This is a genomic window from Gordonia sp. AC31 (assembly GCF_031844505.1).
In the GTDB taxonomy this organism is placed as follows: domain Bacteria; phylum Actinomycetota; class Actinomycetes; order Mycobacteriales; family Mycobacteriaceae; genus Gordonia; species Gordonia hongkongensis.
On the sequence record NZ_JAUZVK010000006.1, the window covers coordinates 176,231 to 194,884 of the forward strand.

16 protein-coding genes are annotated in these 18,654 nt (G+C 68.0%); 13 read left to right on the plus strand and 3 right to left on the minus strand.

The genetic code is table 11. The features are described from left to right. The first annotated feature begins 257 nt into the window (after nt 1-257). The 4 genes from sucC (at nt 258) to Q9R39_RS09780 (ending at nt 3,651) form a co-directional block, all read left to right on the plus strand. Nucleotides 258-1,421 carry an ADP-forming succinate--CoA ligase subunit beta gene (sucC, locus tag Q9R39_RS09765; protein WP_211540101.1) on the plus strand — a complete coding sequence of 388 codons (1,164 nt, stop codon included), beginning with the start codon at nt 258-260 and terminating at the stop codon, nt 1,419-1,421. A 14-nt stretch (nt 1,422-1,435) separates the two neighbouring features. Continuing rightward, nucleotides 1,436-2,338 (plus strand): succinate--CoA ligase subunit alpha, encoded by a 903-nt coding sequence (gene sucD / locus Q9R39_RS09770; RefSeq protein WP_058251543.1) that lies wholly within the window; start codon nt 1,436-1,438, stop codon nt 2,336-2,338. Between the two features lie 93 nt (nt 2,339-2,431). Next, nucleotides 2,432-3,142 carry a hypothetical protein gene (locus Q9R39_RS09775; RefSeq protein ID WP_223258814.1) on the plus strand — a complete coding sequence of 237 codons (711 nt, stop codon included), beginning with the start codon at nt 2,432-2,434 and terminating at the stop codon, nt 3,140-3,142. After that, nucleotides 3,139-3,651: an RDD family protein gene (locus Q9R39_RS09780; protein WP_249146034.1), complete on the plus strand. Its 513-nt coding sequence runs from the start codon at nt 3,139-3,141 to the stop codon at nt 3,649-3,651. Before Q9R39_RS09775 ends, Q9R39_RS09780 begins: the two co-directional genes overlap by 4 nt. On the opposite strand, the gene Q9R39_RS09785 is transcribed toward Q9R39_RS09780, so the two are convergent. Next, a complete protein-coding gene (locus Q9R39_RS09785; protein ID WP_211540102.1) occupies nt 3,635-4,099 on the minus strand; it encodes an SRPBCC family protein in 465 nt (154 codons plus the stop codon). The two genes, Q9R39_RS09780 and Q9R39_RS09785, sit on opposite strands and share 17 nt — an antisense overlap. A gap of 158 nt (nt 4,100-4,257) precedes the next feature. On the opposite strand from Q9R39_RS09785, the gene Q9R39_RS09790 reads away from it, so the two are divergent. The 3 genes from Q9R39_RS09790 to Q9R39_RS09800 all read left to right on the plus strand — a co-directional run bounded on the left by Q9R39_RS09790 (nt 4,258) and on the right by Q9R39_RS09800 (nt 6,833). Then, the gene (locus Q9R39_RS09790) at nt 4,258-5,730 is read left to right on the plus strand and encodes a carboxyl transferase domain-containing protein (RefSeq protein WP_211540103.1); all 1,473 of its coding nucleotides are present in this window, start codon (nt 4,258-4,260) and stop codon (nt 5,728-5,730) included. Further along, on the plus strand, nt 5,727-6,137 hold the full coding sequence (locus tag Q9R39_RS09795; RefSeq protein ID WP_211540104.1) for an NUDIX hydrolase: 411 nt from the start codon (nt 5,727-5,729) through the stop codon (nt 6,135-6,137). The genes Q9R39_RS09790 and Q9R39_RS09795 overlap by 4 nt, the downstream gene beginning before the upstream one ends. A gap of 75 nt (nt 6,138-6,212) precedes the next feature. Further along, a complete protein-coding gene (locus Q9R39_RS09800) occupies nt 6,213-6,833 on the plus strand; it encodes a nitroreductase family protein (RefSeq protein ID WP_068969949.1) in 621 nt (206 codons plus the stop codon). Between the two features lie 15 nt (nt 6,834-6,848). Here the strand turns inward: Q9R39_RS09800 and Q9R39_RS09805 are convergent, their stop codons facing one another. Next, complete coding sequence (locus Q9R39_RS09805; RefSeq protein WP_211540105.1) at nt 6,849-7,502, minus strand: TetR/AcrR family transcriptional regulator; 654 nt, start codon at nt 7,500-7,502, stop codon at nt 6,849-6,851. 219 nt (nt 7,503-7,721) lie between these two features. Here Q9R39_RS09805 and Q9R39_RS09810 point away from each other — a divergent pair, with 219 nt between their 5' ends. Next, nucleotides 7,722-8,390: a DUF5336 domain-containing protein gene (locus Q9R39_RS09810; protein WP_068969947.1), complete on the plus strand. Its 669-nt coding sequence runs from the start codon at nt 7,722-7,724 to the stop codon at nt 8,388-8,390. After that, nucleotides 8,368-9,168 (plus strand): SAM-dependent methyltransferase, encoded by an 801-nt coding sequence (locus Q9R39_RS09815; protein WP_211540107.1) that lies wholly within the window; start codon nt 8,368-8,370, stop codon nt 9,166-9,168. The genes Q9R39_RS09810 and Q9R39_RS09815 overlap by 23 nt, the downstream gene beginning before the upstream one ends. 308 nt (nt 9,169-9,476) lie before the next feature. Here the strand turns inward: Q9R39_RS09815 and Q9R39_RS09820 are convergent, their stop codons facing one another. After that, nucleotides 9,477-13,049, minus strand: coding sequence for an indolepyruvate ferredoxin oxidoreductase family protein (locus Q9R39_RS09820; protein ID WP_211540109.1), 3,573 nt, complete (start codon nt 13,047-13,049; stop codon nt 9,477-9,479). 224 nt (nt 13,050-13,273) lie between these two features. On the opposite strand from Q9R39_RS09820, the gene Q9R39_RS09825 reads away from it, so the two are divergent. The 4 genes from Q9R39_RS09825 to Q9R39_RS09840 all read left to right on the plus strand — a co-directional run bounded on the left by Q9R39_RS09825 (nt 13,274) and on the right by Q9R39_RS09840 (nt 18,651). Then, nucleotides 13,274-14,851, plus strand: a complete 1,578-nt coding sequence (locus tag Q9R39_RS09825; RefSeq protein WP_211540111.1) for a carboxyl transferase domain-containing protein — start codon at nt 13,274-13,276, stop codon at nt 14,849-14,851. Nucleotides 14,852-14,925: 74 nt separating this feature from the next. Continuing rightward, nucleotides 14,926-17,004: a biotin carboxylase N-terminal domain-containing protein gene (locus Q9R39_RS09830; RefSeq protein WP_311277414.1), complete on the plus strand. Its 2,079-nt coding sequence runs from the start codon at nt 14,926-14,928 to the stop codon at nt 17,002-17,004. Between the two features lie 10 nt (nt 17,005-17,014). After that, nucleotides 17,015-18,160 carry an acyl-CoA dehydrogenase family protein gene (locus Q9R39_RS09835; protein WP_058251531.1) on the plus strand — a complete coding sequence of 382 codons (1,146 nt, stop codon included), beginning with the start codon at nt 17,015-17,017 and terminating at the stop codon, nt 18,158-18,160. Next, nucleotides 18,157-18,651: a MaoC family dehydratase gene (locus Q9R39_RS09840; RefSeq protein ID WP_065631769.1), complete on the plus strand. Its 495-nt coding sequence runs from the start codon at nt 18,157-18,159 to the stop codon at nt 18,649-18,651. The genes Q9R39_RS09835 and Q9R39_RS09840 overlap by 4 nt, the downstream gene beginning before the upstream one ends. Nucleotides 18,652-18,654 lie beyond the last annotated feature (3 nt).

An 18,654-nucleotide genomic window follows, 5' to 3' on the forward strand; every position in this document is an offset into this window, starting at 1 on the left:
CGGATTTTCTGTTCACTACAGCAAATTCAACCTGTGAAGACCGCGCGCCGATGGATTCTGCGGTCGTCGCAGTTCATGGGGTCGGACCGACGCTGCGGACCTCACGTCACGACGTCAATACTGTGAGAACCGACCGAGCGAGTGATCTGTCGCACAAGCGCAGGGTGCGCGCGGGGTGGCGATTCCCGACAGGTTTAAAGTCCGATATGGCCCGCATTACACCCTTGCGCGGGCAAATCTACGAGATGGTGAGCTGAATGGATCTCTTCGAATACCAGGCGAAGGAACTGTTCGCCAAGCACGGGGTTCCCACCACACCCGGTCGGGTGACCGATGATGCCGCCGATGCGCGGGCGATCGCCGAGGAAATCGGCAAGCCCGTGATGATCAAGGCGCAGGTCAAGACCGGCGGGCGTGGCAAGGCAGGCGGCGTCAAGTACGCCGCGACCCCGGACGACGCGCAGTCCCACGCTTCCAACATCCTTGGCCTCGACATCAAGGGCCACGTCGTCAAGAAGCTGCTGGTCGCCGAGGCCAGCGACATCGCGGAGGAGTACTACATCTCCTTCCTGCTCGATCGCACCAACCGCTCCTACCTGGCCATGTGCTCGGTCGAGGGTGGCATGGAGATCGAAGAGGTCGCGGCGACCAAGCCCGAGCGCCTCGCGCGGGTCGCCGTCGACGCCGTGAAGGGTGTCGATCTGGAAACCGCGCGCTCGATCGCCGAGCAGGGCCATCTGCCTGCCGAGGTGCTCGACGCCGCAGCGGTCACCATCGCGAAGCTCTGGGAGGTCTTCGTCAAGGAAGATGCCACCCTGGTCGAGGTCAACCCGCTCGTCCGCACCCCGGACGATCGGATCCTCGCCCTCGACGGCAAGGTCACCCTCGATGCCAACGCCGACTTCCGTCAGCCCGGCCACGAGGAGTTCGAGGATCGCGACGCCACCGATCCCCTGGAGCTCAAGGCCAAGGAGAACGACCTCAACTACGTCAAGCTCGACGGCGAGGTGGGCATCATCGGCAACGGCGCGGGACTGGTCATGTCGACCCTCGACGTGGTCGCCTACGCCGGTGAGAAGCACAACAACGTGAAGCCCGCGAACTTCCTCGACATCGGCGGCGGCGCCTCGGCCGAGGTCATGGCTGCCGGCCTCGACGTCATCCTCGGCGACGAGCAGGTCAAGAGCGTCTTCGTCAACGTCTTCGGTGGCATCACCGCATGTGACGCCGTCGCCAACGGCATCGTCGGTGCTCTCGAGAAGCTGGGGTCCGACGCCAACAAGCCGCTGGTCGTCCGCCTCGACGGCAACAAGGTCGACGAAGGCCGCAAGATCCTGGCCGATGCGAACCACCCGTTGGTCACGCTCGCCGAAACCATGGACTCGGGCGCCGACAAGGCCGCCGAGCTGGCGAGCAAGTAAGGGAGCCACGGAATATGTCGATCTTTCTGAACAAAGACAACAAGGTCATCGTCCAGGGCATCACCGGCGGTGAGGGCACCAAGCACACCGCTCTGATGCTCAAGGCCGGCACCAACATCGTCGGCGGTGTCAACGCGCGCAAGGCCGGCACCACCGTGTCGCACGTCGACGCCGACGGCAACAACGTCGAGCTGCCGGTGTTCGCATCGGTCGCCGAGGCCATGAAGGAGACCGGGGCCGACACCTCGATCGCCTTCGTGCCGCCGAAGTTCTCCAAGGACGCCATCATCGAGGCCATCGACGCGGAGATCCCGCTGCTCGTGGTCATCACCGAGGGCATCCCGGTGCAGGACTCCGCCTACGCGTGGGCCTACAACGTGGAGAAGGGCGAGAAGACCCGCATCATCGGCCCCAACTGCCCCGGCATCATCACCCCGGGTGAGGCGCTGGTGGGCATCACGCCGAACAACATCACCGGCAAGGGGCCGATCGGTCTGGTCTCCAAGTCGGGCACCCTGACCTACCAGATGATGTACGAGCTGCGCGATCTCGGCTTCTCGACCGCCATCGGCATCGGCGGCGACCCGGTCATCGGCACCACCCACATCGACGCCATCGAGGCGTTCGAGAAGGATCCCGAGACCAAGCTGATCGTGATGATCGGTGAGATCGGCGGCGACGCCGAGGAGAAGGCCGGCGAGTACATCAAGGCCAACGTGACCAAGCCCGTCGTCGGCTACGTCGCGGGCTTCACCGCCCCCGAGGGCAAGACCATGGGCCATGCCGGCGCCATCGTCTCCGGCGGTGCGGGCACCGCGCAGGGCAAGAAGGAAGCCCTCGAGGCTGCGGGCGTCAAGGTCGGCAAGACGCCGTCCGAGACCGCCGCGCTGGCGCGGGAGCTCTACGAGGCACTGTAAGAAGTCACGAGAACCGAAGAACCCGAGCGGGTCTGCCCGCTCGGGTTTTTTCGTGGGCCGACCGACCGGATCGGCGCGTGCGATAATTCGTCGGTGAACTCCCCGGCGCGACGCGGCGCGATCTCCCAGCTGGCAGGGGAGTCGATGCGGTTCGCCGGGGTGGTGGCCGACGTCGCGGAACGTCTACCCCTCGCGGGCGGGGTCGTCGGGTCCGTCCGTGCGCGGCTGGCCGAGGCCGCCGACACCGCTGTCACCGTGGTGGTCTCGACGACGCGAGCCGTTCTGGGAGTCGTCATCCGGGAGGTCGTCGACGCATTGGTCGAGGAGGTCGACCTCACCGACCTCGTCCTCACCCACGTCGACCTGAAACGACTCATCAGCGAGGTCCTCGCACTCATCGACATCGACGAGGTGATCACCACGGTCGATCTCGATCGGGCTGTCGCACAGGTGGATCTGATGGCGGCGATCGATCTGGTGGACCTCGACAGGGTGATCGGCAAGGTCGATCTCGACTCCGTCGCCACCCGGATCGACATCGACGCGATCGCGGCCCGGATCGACATCGACGCCATCCTCGGGCGCGTCGACCTGATCGGACTCGCCGAGGAGATCATCGACGGTGTCGACCTCCCCGACATCATCCGGGAGGCGAGCACCTCGGTGACCGCCGATGTGATGACCGACGTGCGCAGCACCAGCGAACGTGCCGACGACGCGGTGGCCAACGCGGTCAACCGATTCTTGCGTCGCCGCGGTGCCGCGGCCATCGAGGCAGCTCCCGATGAGGAGGGGCCACGATGACCGCGGAACCGAAACCGACAGAGCTGCTGCAGAACTCGTCCCCGACGACGCCCGGTCTGCCGCCCGTGCACAAGGCCCATGCGGTGCAGGACCGGGACAAGAACGCGGGCATCGTGAGCCGGGGTGTCGCCTCGTTCCTCGACCTCCTCGTCGTGTGGACGATCCTCGGTGCCGCCTATGCGGGCCTGTCCCTGATGAAGTTCGTGCTCTCGGTCAGCGAATTCTCGTTGCCGGAGGTCGATCTGGTCTTCACCACGACCGGCTTCGTGCTGGTGGCGGTGCTCTACCTCGCGACGTGCTGGGAGGTCTCCGGACGCACACTCGGGTCGGTCGTGATGGGCCTGCGGGTGGTCAATTCAGAGGGTGCCCGGATTCGGCCGACCATCGCAGTGCTGCGCGCCCTGCTCTGTACGTTCTTCGCGATCGGTCTGGTGTGGGTGGTCGTCGACCGGCGTCGGCGGTCGGTGGCCGACGTCCTCCTGCGCACCCGGGTCATCTACTCTCGCTGACCGCCTTGAGCTGAGCCAGTCCCTTCTCGAAGTCCTTGCCCAGCATCTTGTCGAAGATGCCGAAGAACCCTGCCACGCGGCTGAACAACGTCTGTGCGCCGACCATCGTCCAGGACACCCGCGTCGCCTGTCCCTCCGGCGCGAGTTCGAAGGTGACGGTGTTGGTGGCCTTCATCGGCTTCTCGAAGGCAAGGTGCACCTCGACCTCGCGCGGCTCGTCGACGCGCGTGATCTCCATGGCGCCGCGTCCGGCCTTCTTGTTGCCCGACCACGCGTACTTCGCGCCGACACCGGATTCCGCACCGGAGTAGTCGCGCGTCATGTCGGGGTCGACGCCCTCCCACGGCGACCAGTGCACCCACTGGTGGAAGTCGACCAGGTACGGCAGCACCGCAGTGGGCGGTGCGTCGACGATGGTGGATCGGGTGATGCGGAAGGTGTCGGACATGCGGGCCCCCGGAAGAGATCGGTCGGTGGTACGGAACGGGTGTCGGGCTGACGAGAGTATGACACCGGGCGCCGACGGATATCATCCCGTCGGGGCGTCGCGGAGGGTGTCGACGTCAGGCCGGAGCCGCCCGGCCGCGGCGGGATACGGTGTGAGGCATGGGTGAGCGGGCACGGCTGACGGCGACAGACCTGCGCGTGATGATCGTCGACGACGATATGTGGGAATCGTGGGATGCGCCGGTCGGTGAGCCGGCCACGACGTCCGATGGTGCGGACGACACCTATGCCATCGAGCTCGACCGGGCACGCCGAAAGAGCGGTTCGGACGAATCGGTCACCACCGGCGCCGGCGCGATCGGCGGCCGGCGAGTGGCGATCGTGCTGGGGGAGTTCGAGTTTCTCGGCGGGTCGATCGGGCGCGATGCGGGGGCCCGGATCGTCGCAGCGGTCCGACGCGCGACACGCGAACGACTTCCGCTGCTGGCGTTTCCCGCCTCCGGAGGCACCCGGATGCAGGAGGGAACCGCGGCGTTCCTGCAGATGGTCGCCATCACGGGTGCCGTGACCGACCACAAGGCCGCCGGCCTGCCCTACCTGGTGTACCTGCGTCATCCGACCACGGGTGGCGTGTTCGCGTCGTGGGGTTCGCTCGGCCACATCACCTGGGCGGAACCCGGAGCGCTCATCGGTTTTCTCGGGCCGCGCGTCTACGAAGGCCTGTACGGGGAGCCCTTTCCGGCCGATGTCCAGACCGCGGAGAATCTGGTCCGCACAACGGTTGTCGACGACGTGGTCGATCCCGTCGATCTGCCGGCCCGCCTCGCCGCGGTGCTGCGACTGCTCGACGCGCGTGACCGGCCGTCGTCGGACGACTCGGTGACGGTACGTCCGCAGCGCACGCAGTCGGGGGAGCCGGAGGACACCTGGGCCTGTGTGCTCGCCACCCGCGAGGCCGGACGCGCGGGCCTGGTCGAGTTCCTGGCCGGCGGGGATTCGGCGCCACTGTCGGATGCCGGGCCACTGCGCTTCTCGCTCAGCGACTTCGACGGTCGGGTCGCGTTGGTCGTCGGCTACGACCGGACGTCACAGGCGGCGGGGGACCTCCCGGGGCCGCGACATCTGCGCGAGGCGCGGCGGGCGATCATGGCGGCCGGCGACCTCGGACTCCCGGTGGTCACCGTGATCGACACCCCGGGCGCGGAACTGTCGGTCGTCGCCGAGGAGGGTGGCCTCGCGGCGCAGATAGCGCGCTGCACAGTCGAATTGCTCAGTGTGCGCGTGCCGACCGTCTCGGTCCTCCTCGGGCAGGGTGCGGGCGGCGCCGCGCTCGCGCTGTTCCCCGCCGACGTCCGGGTCGCGCGCGCCGACGCCTGGCTCTCGCCGTTGCCGCCCGAGGGAGCGAGTCTCATCGTGCACCGTGATCTCGACCATGCCGGTGAGATGGCCTCGCGGCAGGGCATTCTCGCCGGGCGCATGGCCGCGCAGGGCATGATCGACCACGTCGTCGACGCCGGATCGGACGACGAAGCGCTGTCGGCGATCCGCGACTGGATCGGCCGGTATCTCGCGGGATCGCCGGTTCCGGACGACGAGGCACGAACACGCGTGCCGTCGAAAGACGCGCGATGAGCGCGCGCACCGTCGCCGTCGGGGCGCTCATCACCGACGAGTCAGGACGGATCCTGTTGATCCTGAGGCGGAACGAGCCGTCGGCCGGGCACTGGAGCCTCCCCGGCGGCCGGGTGGAGCCCGGGGAGTCGCTGGAGCAGGCGGTGGTCCGCGAGGTCGAAGAGGAAACCGGCTTGCGGGTGACGGTCGGCGAATTGGCCATCCAACTCGAGATCCCGGTCGGCGACGGACGGGTGTACGAGGTCCACGACTTCCGTGCCGAGATCCGTTCCGGGGAACTACGTCCAGGTGACGACGCCGCGGACGCGGCGTACTTCACACCGGCCGAGGTCCGTCGGGCGAAGGTCACGAACAGGTTGGTGGAGTACCTGGAGCAGGCCGGTGTGATGCCGCCGGAGTCGCCCTGACGGCGCACCCGCCGACGGTCCCGGCGCAGCGGGGCCGACGTGGTGCACGGACATGGTTTTGTGCAGGATGGAGGGATGACCGATCTACTGCCCCTGGACCCTGACCAACTCCTCACCACCACCCGCTCGGTGCGCAAGCGTCTCGACTTCGAGCGTCCCGTGCCGCTCGACGTGGTCAAGGAGGCGCTCGAGGTCGCGTTGCAGGCACCGACCGGCAGCAACAGCCAGACCTGGCACTGGATCGTGCTCACCGATCCCGAGCTGAAGCAGAAGGTCGCGGACTATTACGCGCAGTCGTTCGCCAAGTACTACTCGGGCCAGGCCCCGCGGGATGAGACCGGCAAGCGCGTCGCCTCCAGTGCCCAGTACCTCGCCGACACGATGGGTCAGGTCCCGGTGCTTGTCATCGGCGCCATCTACACCGGTGGCGACCTGCCGGCGGGTAACCAGGCCGGTGTCTGGGGTTCGCTGCTGCCGGGTGCCTGGAGCCTGCAGTTGGCGTTGCGTGCTCGCGGCCTCGGATCGGCGTGGACGACCCTCCACCTGAACTACGAGAAAGAGGTGGCCGAGCTCCTCGGCATCCCGGCCAACATCCATCAGGGCGTGTTGCTGCCGGTGGCCTACAGCAAGGGCACCGATTTCAAGCCCGCGCCGCGCAAACCTCTCGACTCGGTCCTCCACATCGACGGCTGGTGAGGGCGGGGTGCCGGGTCACGACTGATCCGGCACCTCACACCGGAGTGCCGCCAGCGCCATCGCGGTGAGGAGGCGGCGCAGTCCGTGCTGGTCGAACGCGGGCAGGCGAGGCGACGAGTTGAGCAACCCGAACATCGCGTGAACGCGCACGCGGGCTTCCTCGCGGTCGAGTGTGCCCCCGTTCTCGTCGACCACCGCGAGGAGCACGTCCACCCACCGTTCCACATAGCGGCGCTGCAGCAGCCGGACCCGGTGATTGGCGTCCGGGGTCATCGACGGCAGGTCCCGATCCTGCACCGTGATGAGGTCGGGACGGGTGACGAGGACGTCGATGTGAAAGCCGATGAGCGCCACCAGGGTTTCCGACGGTGAGCCGCCGCGGTCGGCGACCTCGCTGCCGCCGTCGTGCAGTCGCTGACTGATGTCGATGAGCATCTCGTCGAGAAGCTCGGTCTTGGAGGAGAAGTGGCGGTACATGGCCGGGCCGCTCACCCCGACGGCTCGGCCGATGTCCTCCAGTCGCACGCCGGCGAATCCGCGTTCGGCCATCTGGTGGGCGGCGGCGGACAGCAATTCGGCACGACGGGCCGCCTTGGCCTGGGTTCGGCGCGTCGGCGGACGATTCGTGATCTCCGATTCGTCCTCGCGCGGTTCATGCGTCGCGGACATCGATCCCGAACTCTACGCGTTCGCGCGTGCGGACGAGATGCAGCGTGTCCGACGTCGGCGCGCGGGGTGGGTGACCCGGTCGAATGAAAACTGCGCCGGCCGGTGCTCACGAGGCCGGGAAGGGCTTAGTCTTGCGCATGATCGCGCGCCGGACGGCGGGCGCAGAACAGTCCGAAAGGGCGGCGGGCCGAGTCCCGCAGCAGCGAGGAGGAGCGGATCGTGAATCCAGGCGAACCCCAGCACCCCGGCGGTCAGTGGTCAGGCGTTCCGCAGGGCCCACCGCAGACCGGGGGCTTCGCCGACAACCAGGATCAGACGGCCCACGTCCAGCACCCGGGCACCGGGAGTCTTCCTCCTCAGCAGTGGAACCCCGGCGCGCAGTACCCGCCTCCCGGTCCCGGCTGGGGACAGCCGGCACGCGGACCACGTGCGGACCTGTCGGTGATCTTCGCGCTGGCCTCCGCGGTCGCGGGGGTGGTCACGTACTTCATGGGCTTCCTCGGGTGGATCTCGGTCGGGGTCGGTGCCGAGGAGGAACTCAACCGTTGGGGAACGGATTTCGAGGAAGGGCAGGGCGGCATACCCGCGTACTTCTCCTACGAGATCGTCCTGAACCCCGGCAAGTTCTTCATCCTGCTCGGGGTCGTCGGCATCGCGGCGACGTTCGTGCTGGTTCCGAGCTATCGCAAGGCGCTGCCGTTCCTCGCGGTCGTCGGAGTCGCCGCGTGGCTGGCCCTGTTCGCCGCGGCACTGATCACGCCGCCGTTCCTCGACCTCGGCGCCGGTGCGATCGTCGGACTGATCCTGGGATTCCTGCAGGTGACGCTGCTCATCGCGGCGGCCTTCTTGTACGGTCTGAAGAAGGATGACGCGCCCAACCGGGGATGACGGCCCCGACGATCCGATCGTCGGCCTCCTACGTCGTGCGGGATGTGTCTTCGCCGACGAAGAAGCCGCGGTGCTTCGCGAACACACCACCAACGCAACCGAACTCGACGCGCTCTGTGCCCGACGCGTGGCCGGCGTGCCGATTGAGCATCTGGTGGGCTGGGTGCAGTTCGGCGAGTTGCGGTTGTCCGTGGGCACGGGCGTCTTCGTGCCGCGGCAGCGTTCCCTGTTGTTGGCGCGCACCGCGATCGCCGCAGCAGATGCGTGCCGGTCGCCGACCGTACTCGAGGCGTTCTGCGGCGTCGCACCCATCGCCGCGAGTGTTGCGGCCGCGGTGCCCGGCGTCGAACTGCATGTCGTCGATGCTGACGACACCGCCCTCGGCTTCGCGCGCCGAAACCTGCCGGGCGGGACCGGGATTCACCTCGGTGCCGGGCTCGTCCCGCTACCGGCAGCACTACGCGGCCGTCTGGACGTGATCGCCGCAGTACCTCCCTACGTGCCCGAGTCTGCGCTCGGACTGCTGGCGCCGGAGGCGCGGGATCACGAACCGCGCGGCGCGCTGCTCGGCGGCCGGGACGGCCTCGACCACATCACGGCCTTGATCGCCGACGCCCGGAGATGGCTCGCCGTCGGTGGCGAGTTGCTGATCGAGATGAACACCGCCCAGTACGACCTGGTCGGGGTCGCCCCGCCGACCAGAGCGCACTACGAGTGCGAGGTCGTCGCGGGCGACGATGGCCAGACCGCTGTGGCGCGTCTTCGGCGGGCACGCTGAGGCCGGCCGGTGTGAGCGAAGCGCTCCTATCTGCCTAGAGGTGTGAGCGAAGCGCTCCTATCTGCCTAGAGGTGTGAGCGAAGCGCTTCTAACTGCTCCCTGAGGTGTGAGCGAAGCGCTTCTAACCGCTCCCTGAGGAGCGAGCTTGCGAGCGTCACGAAGGGTCATGGTGAGCCGGGTTGTGAAGACCCTTCGTGACGCGCCCTCCGCAAGCTCCGGGCGCTCCTCAGGGAGCAGGGGCAGGTCGTTCTTTCGGATTGGGGAGCAGTTGTAACCAGGTGTTTCGAATCACGGACCGGTGCTCAGCCCTAGATCCCCAGCACCTCCCGCTGCCGTGCGACTGCTTCCCGGTAGCGCGCGACGTTGGCCATCTTGATCCCCTCGTAACCCCGGACCATGTCCGGTAGTTCCGCGAGGTCGACGACCGCGGGTACCTGGTCCGCGCCGATGCGCCCACTCGCGAGCGCATCGAGCGCGGCGTCGACGAGCTCCCGGTACTCGACGATCAACGCACGTTCGGTGCGACGGATCTCGCTGCGGCCGAACGGGTCCAGGCGGGTCCCCCGGAGGCGCTTCATCTTCGCGAGCGCGCTCAGCGGGGTGTCGGCCCACGATCCCAGCGCCAGCTTCTCGCGCATCCCCATACTCCGTAGGGTCGGTGGGTGGAGGCGTACCGCGACCTCGGCGTCGGCGCCGAATTCGTCGGCGATGCGCGCGGCGAACGCCGGGTCCTGCGTGAGCCGGGCGACCTCGTACTCGTCCTTGTAGGCCATCAGCTTGAACAGGTTCCGGGCGACGGCGGCGGTGAGCGAGGCGTCCGATGCGACGCGTCGTACGCGGTCGACCGTGTCGAGGTAGGTTCGCGCGTATCTCTCGTCGGAGTGGGCGGTCAGCTCGTCGTACCGGATCGCGATGGTGCGCCGGAGGTCGGCGTCGATATCCCCGAGCGCGCTGACCACCGCGAGGGCGTGGCGGCTCGGTTCGATCTCGGCGACCCCGCGACCGTGCAGTCCGTCGATGGTGCGAGACACGGAGTCGGGATCGGACACGACCTGCCGGCCGCGCCGGAACGCCTGGACGTTCGCGTCCACGGCCACGCCGTTGAGCTCGATCGCCCGCTCGATGGATTCCGCCGAGATGGCCAGCGCCCCGGCTTGATACGCAGCACCGACCATCAACATGTTGGCGTACTGCTCGTCGCCGAACAAGGCTGTCGACACCGCTCCCGAATCGAGGTACACGGTCCGCGCGACCCGGGAGTCGACCGCGGAGTGGACGGCGGAGTCCGCCGGGAACCCGACCGAGGTGTCGATGACCATCAACCCGGTCGGCACCTGGGTGGTCGAGACGATCGCGACCGTCTTCTCGGGAGCGGTGACCTTGAGGTTGACCGGGTCGGTGCCGACCAGCGGATCGCACACGAGGTACAGGTCGCAGTCCTCGGACGCCACCTTCGCCGCCTGCTCCAGCGGATACGGGGCCACCTTGATGTCGCTGACCACGGCGCCGCCCTTCTGCGCGAGCCCGGTCATGTCGACGGTCCGGGCCGAGTGGCCGTCGAGGACGGCAGCGGTGGCCAGGACCTGGGACACGGTCACCACGCCGGTACCGCCGATACCCGTGATGCGCAGGGAGAAGGTGTCGCGGATGGCGGGGACCGCGGGCATCGGCAACACGGTGTCCGCCAGATCGGCTGCGCGCGTGCGGATGCGGTCGGTGCCCGGGGTGACCGTGACGAACGACGGGCAGTCGCCCTTGAGACAGGAGAGGTCGAGGTTGCACGAACTCTGGTCGATGCGCGTCTTGCGTCCGAACTCGGTCTGGACCGGGTGCACCGAGAGGCAGTTCGACTTCTCGCCGCAGTCGCCGCACCCCTCGCAGATGCGTTCGTTGATCACGACGCGACGAGTGGGGGTGGGCATGGCGCCGCGCTTGCGCTTGCGGCGCTTCTCGGCGGCGCAATGCTGATCGTGCACGAGCACCGTGACGCCCGCGACGCCCGCGAGTTCGGTCTGTACCTCGAGCAGGTCATCGCGGTGGCGGACCTCGACGGTGTCGGGGAGTCCCAGCGTACGAACATGTTTCGGGTCGTCGGAGGTGACCACGACCCGGCTGACACCTTCGTCGAGCAGCAGTGACGTCAACCGCGGCAGGGTCATCCCGCCCACCGGGTCCTGTCCGCCGGTCATCGCGACGGTGCCGTTGTAGAGCAGCTTGTAGGTGATGTTCGCGCCCGACGCCACGGCCGCCCGCAACGCCAGCGACCCCGAGTGCGAGAAGGTTCCGTCGCCGATGTTCTGCACGAAGTGGTCCGCGGACACAAACGGGGCCATGCCCATCCATTGCGCGCCCTCGCCGCCCATCTGGGTGACCCCGGCGATGTCGCCGACCTGCCGGGGATCCATCAGCAACACCATCGCGTGACAACCGATGCCGGCGCCGACCAGGGTGTTCTCGGCGACCTTCGTCGAACTGTTGTGGGGGCAGCCGGAGCAGAAGTACGGGGTGCGCACCGCCAACGGGAGTTCGATGCGGGTGCGGCGAGCGGCTTTGCGGTCGAGCCAGATCCGCGCGGCGTCGACCCCGTGGCGGGCGAGACGGTCGGCGAGTCCTCGGGTCACCGCGTCGACGTCGAGTTCGCCGAAGCGGGAGAACAAGGTCGATCCGTCTTCGTGCACCTTCCCCACGATGCGCGGGGCCCGCGGGTGGCGGAACAGGATGTCGCGCATCATCGTCTCGATGAAGTCGCGCTTCTCCTCGACCACGATGACCTCGTCGAGATCACCGGTGGCGGTGTCGAACATGAAGCGATTCAGGATCTCTCGCTCGATCGGGTAGACCATGCCGAGCTTGAGGATGCGGATTCCGAGCCGGCGCAGATCCTCGTCGTCGATCCGCATCAGACGCAGTGCTTCCCGGAGATCGAGGTAGGTCTTTCCCGCGGCGACGATGCCGATGCGGTCGTCGGGACTCGAGACCACGATCCGGTTGAGGCCGTTGAGCCGTGCGTACTCCTGCGCACGCGGGAGCCGGGTGGTCAGCTGATTCTGTTCGAGTTCCATGAGGTGGGCGCCGAGTAGGCGCCCGCTGGGCACGTGGGGGCTCGTCCCGAGGTCGCCGTAGACGGGCACTATGCGGTCCGGGTCGACGCGTGCGGTCGACGCGCCGTCCGCGACGTGCGCGGAGATCTTGAGCGAGGTCCAGACCCCGCTGGTGCGGCTCATGAGCGCCGCATGGACACCGAGATCCAAGATGTCTTGGGAATCGGCCGGATAGAGGATCGGGATGTAGAGGTCGGCCAGCGCCATCTCCGATGCGCACGGGACCGTCGAGGATTTCGCGCCCGGGTCGTCACCGACCAGCGCGACCGCGCCACCGGTGGAATGGGTTCCGATCAGATTCGCGTGCCGCAGGGCGTCCGTCGCGCGATCGAGACCGGGCGCCTTGCCGTACCAGTATCCGACGACGCCGTCGCGGGGGAGCCCGTCCGCGGACGGCGTCAATTCGGCACCGCCGATGACCTGTGCGGCGAGCTGCGAACCCATCACCGAGGTCGCGGCGAGCTCTTCGTTGAGACCGGGCCGGTGGATGACGTCGTACGGGGCGAGATGCTCGTGCCGTCGGGCGAGTTCGAGATCGTAACCGGCGAGGGGAGAGCCCTCGTAGCCGGAGATGAACGAGGCCGTCCGGAGGCCGGAACGGCGGTCGACGCGAGCGCGGTCGCGGACCATGCGTACCAGGGCCTGGATGCCGGTGAGGTAGATGTCGCCGGACTCGCGGGTGTAGCGGTCGTCGAGCGAGAACCCGGTGGCTGCCGTCTCGGGCGGCGTGCCGGGGGTCGGGACGTGCTCGGAGCGAGCGCGGTCGTCTGCGAGGGTCATGGGGTCACCTGGCCTTCTATGTGCGGTGGCCGGTCCGGGGTTCCGGGGTGTCGGCGCATCGGTTGTGTCGGCCCGGGGGTGGTGGGCCTGCCACAACAGTACGAGAAGACGTGATGCGCGTCACGTAGGTCATGTCGACGCGGTGGATGAACCGGGGCGTGACATGGGCCACTTCATCGCGTACGATCACTTTCAGTTAATAGCCACTAACTGAAGGGTCGACGGTGACCAGCACGATCGACGGCTTCCGGGCCGCACACCAGCGCAATCTCGACCTGCTCGACGAACGCCTGCGAGAGGTGTCCGCCGGCGGCGGCGCGAAGGCTCGTGATCGCCACGTCGCTCGCGGAAAGTTGCTTCCGCGGGACCGGGTCGACGGGCTGCTCGACGTCGGGTCGCCGTTCATCGAGGTGGCCCCGCTCGCGGCCTTCGGGATGTACGGCGGCAAGGTGCCCGCCGCCGGGGTCATCGCCGGCGTGGGGCGCGTCGCGGGTCGAGAGTGCATGATCGTCGCCAACGACGCCACGGTCTCCGGCGGCACGTACTACCCGGTCACGGTCAAGAAGCATCTGCGTGCGCAGGAGATCGCGGCGGCCAACCGGCTCCCGTGCATCTACCTCGTCGACTCGGGCGGCGCGATGCTGCTCCAGCAGGACGAGGTGTTCCCCGACCGGGATCACTTCGGACGGATCTTCTTCAATCAGGCGACCATGAGCGCCGCCGGCATCCCGCAGATCGCCGCGGTGCTCGGGTCGTCGACCGCCGGCGGGGCCTACGTCCCGGCGATGAGCGACGAGACGGTGATCGTGCGCAATCAGGGCACCATCTTCCTCGCGGGCCCGCCACTGGTGAAGGCGGCGACCGGAGAAGATGTCTCCGCCGAGGACCTGGGCGGTGGTGCGATGCACTCATCGGTCTCCGGTGTCACCGACCACCTCGTCGACAACGACCAGCAGGCGCTCGCCAAGGTCCGCGAGATCGTCGCGACCCTCGGGCCCCGCGAGGCGCCACAGTGGGAGACGATCCCGGTCCGCGAGCCGGTGCGGCCGCAGACCGACATCTACGACGTGGTGCCCACCGACCCGCGAACTCCGTACGACGTCCGATCGGTCATCGAAATCCTGTGCGACGGAGGAGAATACAACGAGTTCAAGGCGAACTACGGCACCAGTCTGGTGACGGCGTTCGCGCACCTGCACGGTCACCCGGTGGGGATCGTCGCCAACAACGGTGTCCTGTTCAGCGAATCCGCGCTGAAGGGAGCTCATTTCATCGAACTGTGCGACCAGCGCCGCATCCCGTTGCTGTTCCTGCAGAACATCACCGGCTTCATGGTCGGCAAGGCCTACGAGCAGGGCGGCATCGCCAAGAACGGGGCCAAGATGGTCAACGCCGTGGCGTGCGCACGCGTGCCCAAGTTCACCGTCATGGTCGGCGGCTCCTTCGGAGCGGGCAACTACTCGATGTGCGGACGCGCCTACTCGCCCAGATTCCTCTGGATGTGGCCCAACGCCCGCATCTCGGTCATGGGCGGACCGCAGGCCGCCGACACCCTCGGAACGGTGCGACGCAACCAGATCGAGCGATCCGGCGCGGAATGGTCCACCGAGGACGAGGAAGCGTTCAAGGCCCCGATCCGCGAACAGTTCGAACAACAGTCGGACGCCTACTACTCGACGGCGCGGCTGTGGGACGACGGCATCGTCGACCCGGCACAGACCCGGACACTGCTCGGCCTGGCCCTCGAGACCGCCCGCTACGCACCGCTCGCCGATCCGCGCTACGGCGTCTTCCGGATGTGACCGCCGATGCCGACGTCGCCGAGTCCGAACCCGATGTCCACCGCCCCGTCCCGCCGACCCCGAGGACCACGACCGTGAGTACCAGACCCATTCGGCCCGCTCGCTGCGCTCCCGGCGCCAGACCCATCCGCAGTGTCCTGGTGGCCAACCGTGGTGAGATCGCCTGCCGGGTGATCGACACCCTGCGCCACATGGGAATCCGCAGTATCGCAGTCTATTCTGACGCCGACGCGCAGGCGCGCCACGTCCGGGAGGCCGACGTCGCCGTGCACATCGGCCCGGCCGCCGCCGCCCAGAGCTACCTCGACATCGCAAAAGTGGTCGACGCGGCACGCAAGACCGGTGCCGACGCCGTCCACCCGGGCTACGGATTCCTCTCGGAGAACCAGAAGTTCGCGGCCGCTCTGGCGGAGGCGGGCATCGTCTTCATCGGGCCGCCCGCGGAGGCGATCGCGACGATGGGAGACAAGATCACGGCCCGGGCCGCCGTCACCGCTCGCGACGTGCCGGTGGTGCCGGGTCTGTCGCGCCCCGGCCTGACCGACGACGACCTCATCGCCGCGGCACCCGACATCGGGTTCCCGGTTCTCATCAAGCCCAGTGCGGGTGGCGGTGGCAAGGGGATGCATCGCGTGGCCGAGGCGTCGGAGCTGCCGGCCGCGCTGGAGCGGGCCCGCCGCGAGGCCGCCGCCGCGTTCGGCGACGACGCGCTGTTCCTCGAGCATTTCGTCGACACCCCGCGCCACATCGAGGTGCAGGTCCTCGCGGATCAGCACGGGAACGTCATCCACCTCGGCGAGCGCGAGTGCTCATTGCAGCGGCGGCACCAGAAGGTGATCGAGGAGGCACCGTCGGCGCTGCTCGACGCCGAGACCCGTGCTCGCATCGGTGAGGCCGCGTGCGATGCCGCGCGCAGTGTCGGCTACACCGGGGCGGGCACGGTCGAGTTCATCGTGTCGGCGCACCGGCCCGACGAGTTCTTCTTCATGGAGATGAACACCCGCCTGCAGGTCGAGCACCCGGTGACCGAGCTCGTCACCGGAGTCGACCTCGTGGAACAACAGATCCGCGTCGCCCGCGGAGAAGTCCTGGGTCTGACGCAGGACACGATCACCCTCAGCGGCCACGCGATCGAGGCACGCGTGTACGCCGAGGACCCGGCCCGCGGTTTCCTGCCGACCGGCGGGACGATCGAGCATCTCGTCCATCCCGACACCTCGGCCGGTGGCGGCATCCGCGTCGACTCGGCCATGCTCGACGGATTGCGCGTCGGCAGTGACTACGACCCGATGCTCGCGAAGATCATCGCCTACGGTGCCGACCGGGAGGAGGCGCTCGAACGTCTCGACCAGGCATTGGCCCACACGCGCGTGCTGGGCGTGGTCACCAACATCGACTTCTGCCGCTTCGTCCTGCGTCAGCAGGCGGTCGTGGACGCCGACCTCGACACCGAACTGTTGGACCGCCTCGTCACCGATTACGCTGCGCCGGAGCCCATTCCCGAGGCACAGGTGCTCGTGGGTCTGGCGCGGATCGGCGCTCGCGATGCCGACGACATCTGGTCCTCGGCGGTCGGATGGCGGGTCGGTCGATCCGCTCCGGTCCGCACCCGCCTCGTCGCCGGCGGACGACATTCGACGGTGGCCATCCAGGTCGATGCCGCCGACGAATGGTCCGTCTCGGGAACCGCCACCGTCACCTTCGACGACGACGCCGAGGCGTCGTGGACCGGGCACGTGGTCTACCAGCCGGCGCAACCCGGTGACGGGCGCGGTTCGGACCGCCTGGTCGTCGACGGGGTGACGCAGTCGTGGTCGAGTGTTCGCGTCGGAGAGAGCTGGTGGGTGGGAGGGCCGTCGGGCACCTGGGTCCTCGAACTCGCGAAGCCCCTGCTCGACGAGGCCGCCGACGAGCACGCCGGCGAGATCACCAGCCCGATGCCGGGCACCGTGGTCGCCGTCGCCGCCGAGATCGGGGCCGACGTCTCCGCCGGCCAGTCGATCGTCGTCGTCGAGGCGATGAAGATGGAACATGCACTCACCGCGCCGGTGGACGGCACCGTCGACATCTCCGTGAAGGTGGGGGACAAGGTCGACGCGGGACAGATCCTCGCCGTCGTCACCGCACCCGAATCAACTGTCGACTCCCAGTAGAAGGACTCACATGGAACTCACCCAGGAGTACACCGACCTCATCGCGACGGTCCGCGACTTCGCGCAGACCGTGGTGGCGCCGGTGGCCGCGAAACACGATGCCGAGCACAGCTTTCCGTATGACGTCGTCGCCCAGATGGGCAAGATGGGACTGTTCGGGCTTCCCTTCGACGAGAAGTACGGCGGCATGGGCGGCGACTACTTCGCCCTGTCGCTCGCGCTGGAGGAACTCGGCAAGGTCGACCAGTCCGTCGCCATCACCCTCGAGGCCGGGGTGAGTCTGGGCGCCATGCCCATCTATCGATTCGGCAGCGAGGAGCAGAAAGAGCAGTACCTCCCCGAACTCACCGCGGGCACGGCGCTCGCCGGCTTCGGGTTGACCGAACCCGGGGCGGGTTCGGATGCCGGGGCCACCGCGACCACGGCCCGGGACGACGGTGACTCGTGGATCATCAACGGCGGCAAGCAGTTCATCACCAACTCGGGGACCGACATCACCTCACTGGTGACGGTGACCGCGGTGACCGGGGTGAAGGAGAACGGCAAGAAGGAGATCTCCACGATCATCGTGCCGTCCGGCACGCCGGGTTTCACCGCCGAGCCGGCGTACAACAAGGTCGGGTGGAATGCCTCGGATACCCATCCGCTGACCTTCACCGACGTACGCGTTCCCAAGGAGAACCTGCTCGGTGTCCGCGGCCGCGGATACGCCAACTTCCTGTCCATCCTCGACGAGGGGCGGATCGCCATCGCAGCCCTCGCCACCGGCGTCGCCCAGGGGTGCGTCGACGAGAGCGTGAAGTACGCCAAGGAGCGACAATCCTTCGGCAAGGCGATCGGTGAGTACCAGTCGGTGTCCTTCGCGATCGCCCGGATGGAGGCGCGCGCCCACGTCGCACGGACCGCCTACTACGACGCGGCGGCGAAGATGTTGGCGGGCAAGCCCTTCAAGAAGGAGGCGTCGATCGCCAAGATGATCGCCAGTGAGGCGGCGATGGACAACGCCCGGATGGCCACGCAGATCCACGGCGGGTACGGCTTCATGAACGAATATCCCGTCGCCCGGCACTACCGCGATTCGAAGATCCTCGAGATCGGTGAGGGCACGACCGAGGTGCAGCTCATGCTGATCGCGCGCGAGCTGGGGTTCGCATGAGCGACACCACCGGCGGGCGTCGAATCGTACAGCGCGGGTTGTGGTTCGAGGAGTTCGAGGAGGGCACCATCTACGAACATCGGCCCGGACGCACTGTCACCGAGGCCGACAACGTGCTGTTCACGACGCTGACCATGAACACGCAGGCGCTCCACCTCGACGCCGCCTGGTCGGCCGAGCAGCCGGGTTTCGGCGGGCAACGCCTGATCAACTCCATGTTCACCCTGTCGACGATCGTGGGATTGTCGGTCTCCCAACTCACCCAGGGCACCCTGGTGGCGAACCTGGGCTTCAGCGAGGTCGCCTTCCCGGCGCCGTTGTTCGCCGGCGACACCCTGTACGCGGAGACCGAGTGCACCGGTAAACGCGAATCGCGGTCGCGTCCGGGTGAGGGCGTGGTGAACTTGACCCACATCGGACGCAACCAGCACGGCGAGGTCGTCGCCCGCGCCGCACGAGCAACGCTGGTGCGCAGGCAACGGACGGAGTGACGA

Bases quoted from the DNA above. Each gene is read 5' to 3' on its own strand.
- Q9R39_RS09840 (WP_065631769.1), top strand. From the start codon at position 18,157: ATGAGCGACACCACCGGCGGGCGTCGAATCGTACAGCGCGGGTTGTGG.
- Q9R39_RS09815 (WP_211540107.1), top strand. From the start codon at position 8,368: ATGACGCGCCCAACCGGGGATGACGGCCCCGACGATCCGATCGTCGGC.
- sucC (WP_211540101.1), top strand. From the start codon at position 258: ATGGATCTCTTCGAATACCAGGCGAAGGAACTGTTCGCCAAGCACGGG.
- Q9R39_RS09785 (WP_211540102.1), bottom strand. From the start codon at position 4,099: ATGTCCGACACCTTCCGCATCACCCGATCCACCATCGTCGACGCACCG.
- Q9R39_RS09800 (WP_068969949.1), top strand. From the start codon at position 6,213: ATGACCGATCTACTGCCCCTGGACCCTGACCAACTCCTCACCACCACC.
- Q9R39_RS09790 (WP_211540103.1), top strand. From the start codon at position 4,258: ATGGGTGAGCGGGCACGGCTGACGGCGACAGACCTGCGCGTGATGATC.
- Q9R39_RS09780 (WP_249146034.1), top strand. From the start codon at position 3,139: ATGACCGCGGAACCGAAACCGACAGAGCTGCTGCAGAACTCGTCCCCG.
- Q9R39_RS09835 (WP_058251531.1), top strand. From the start codon at position 17,015: ATGGAACTCACCCAGGAGTACACCGACCTCATCGCGACGGTCCGCGAC.
- Q9R39_RS09820 (WP_211540109.1), bottom strand. From the start codon at position 13,049: ATGACCCTCGCAGACGACCGCGCTCGCTCCGAGCACGTCCCGACCCCC.
- Q9R39_RS09805 (WP_211540105.1), bottom strand. From the start codon at position 7,502: ATGTCCGCGACGCATGAACCGCGCGAGGACGAATCGGAGATCACGAAT.
- sucD (WP_058251543.1), top strand. From the start codon at position 1,436: ATGTCGATCTTTCTGAACAAAGACAACAAGGTCATCGTCCAGGGCATC.
- Q9R39_RS09795 (WP_211540104.1), top strand. From the start codon at position 5,727: ATGAGCGCGCGCACCGTCGCCGTCGGGGCGCTCATCACCGACGAGTCA.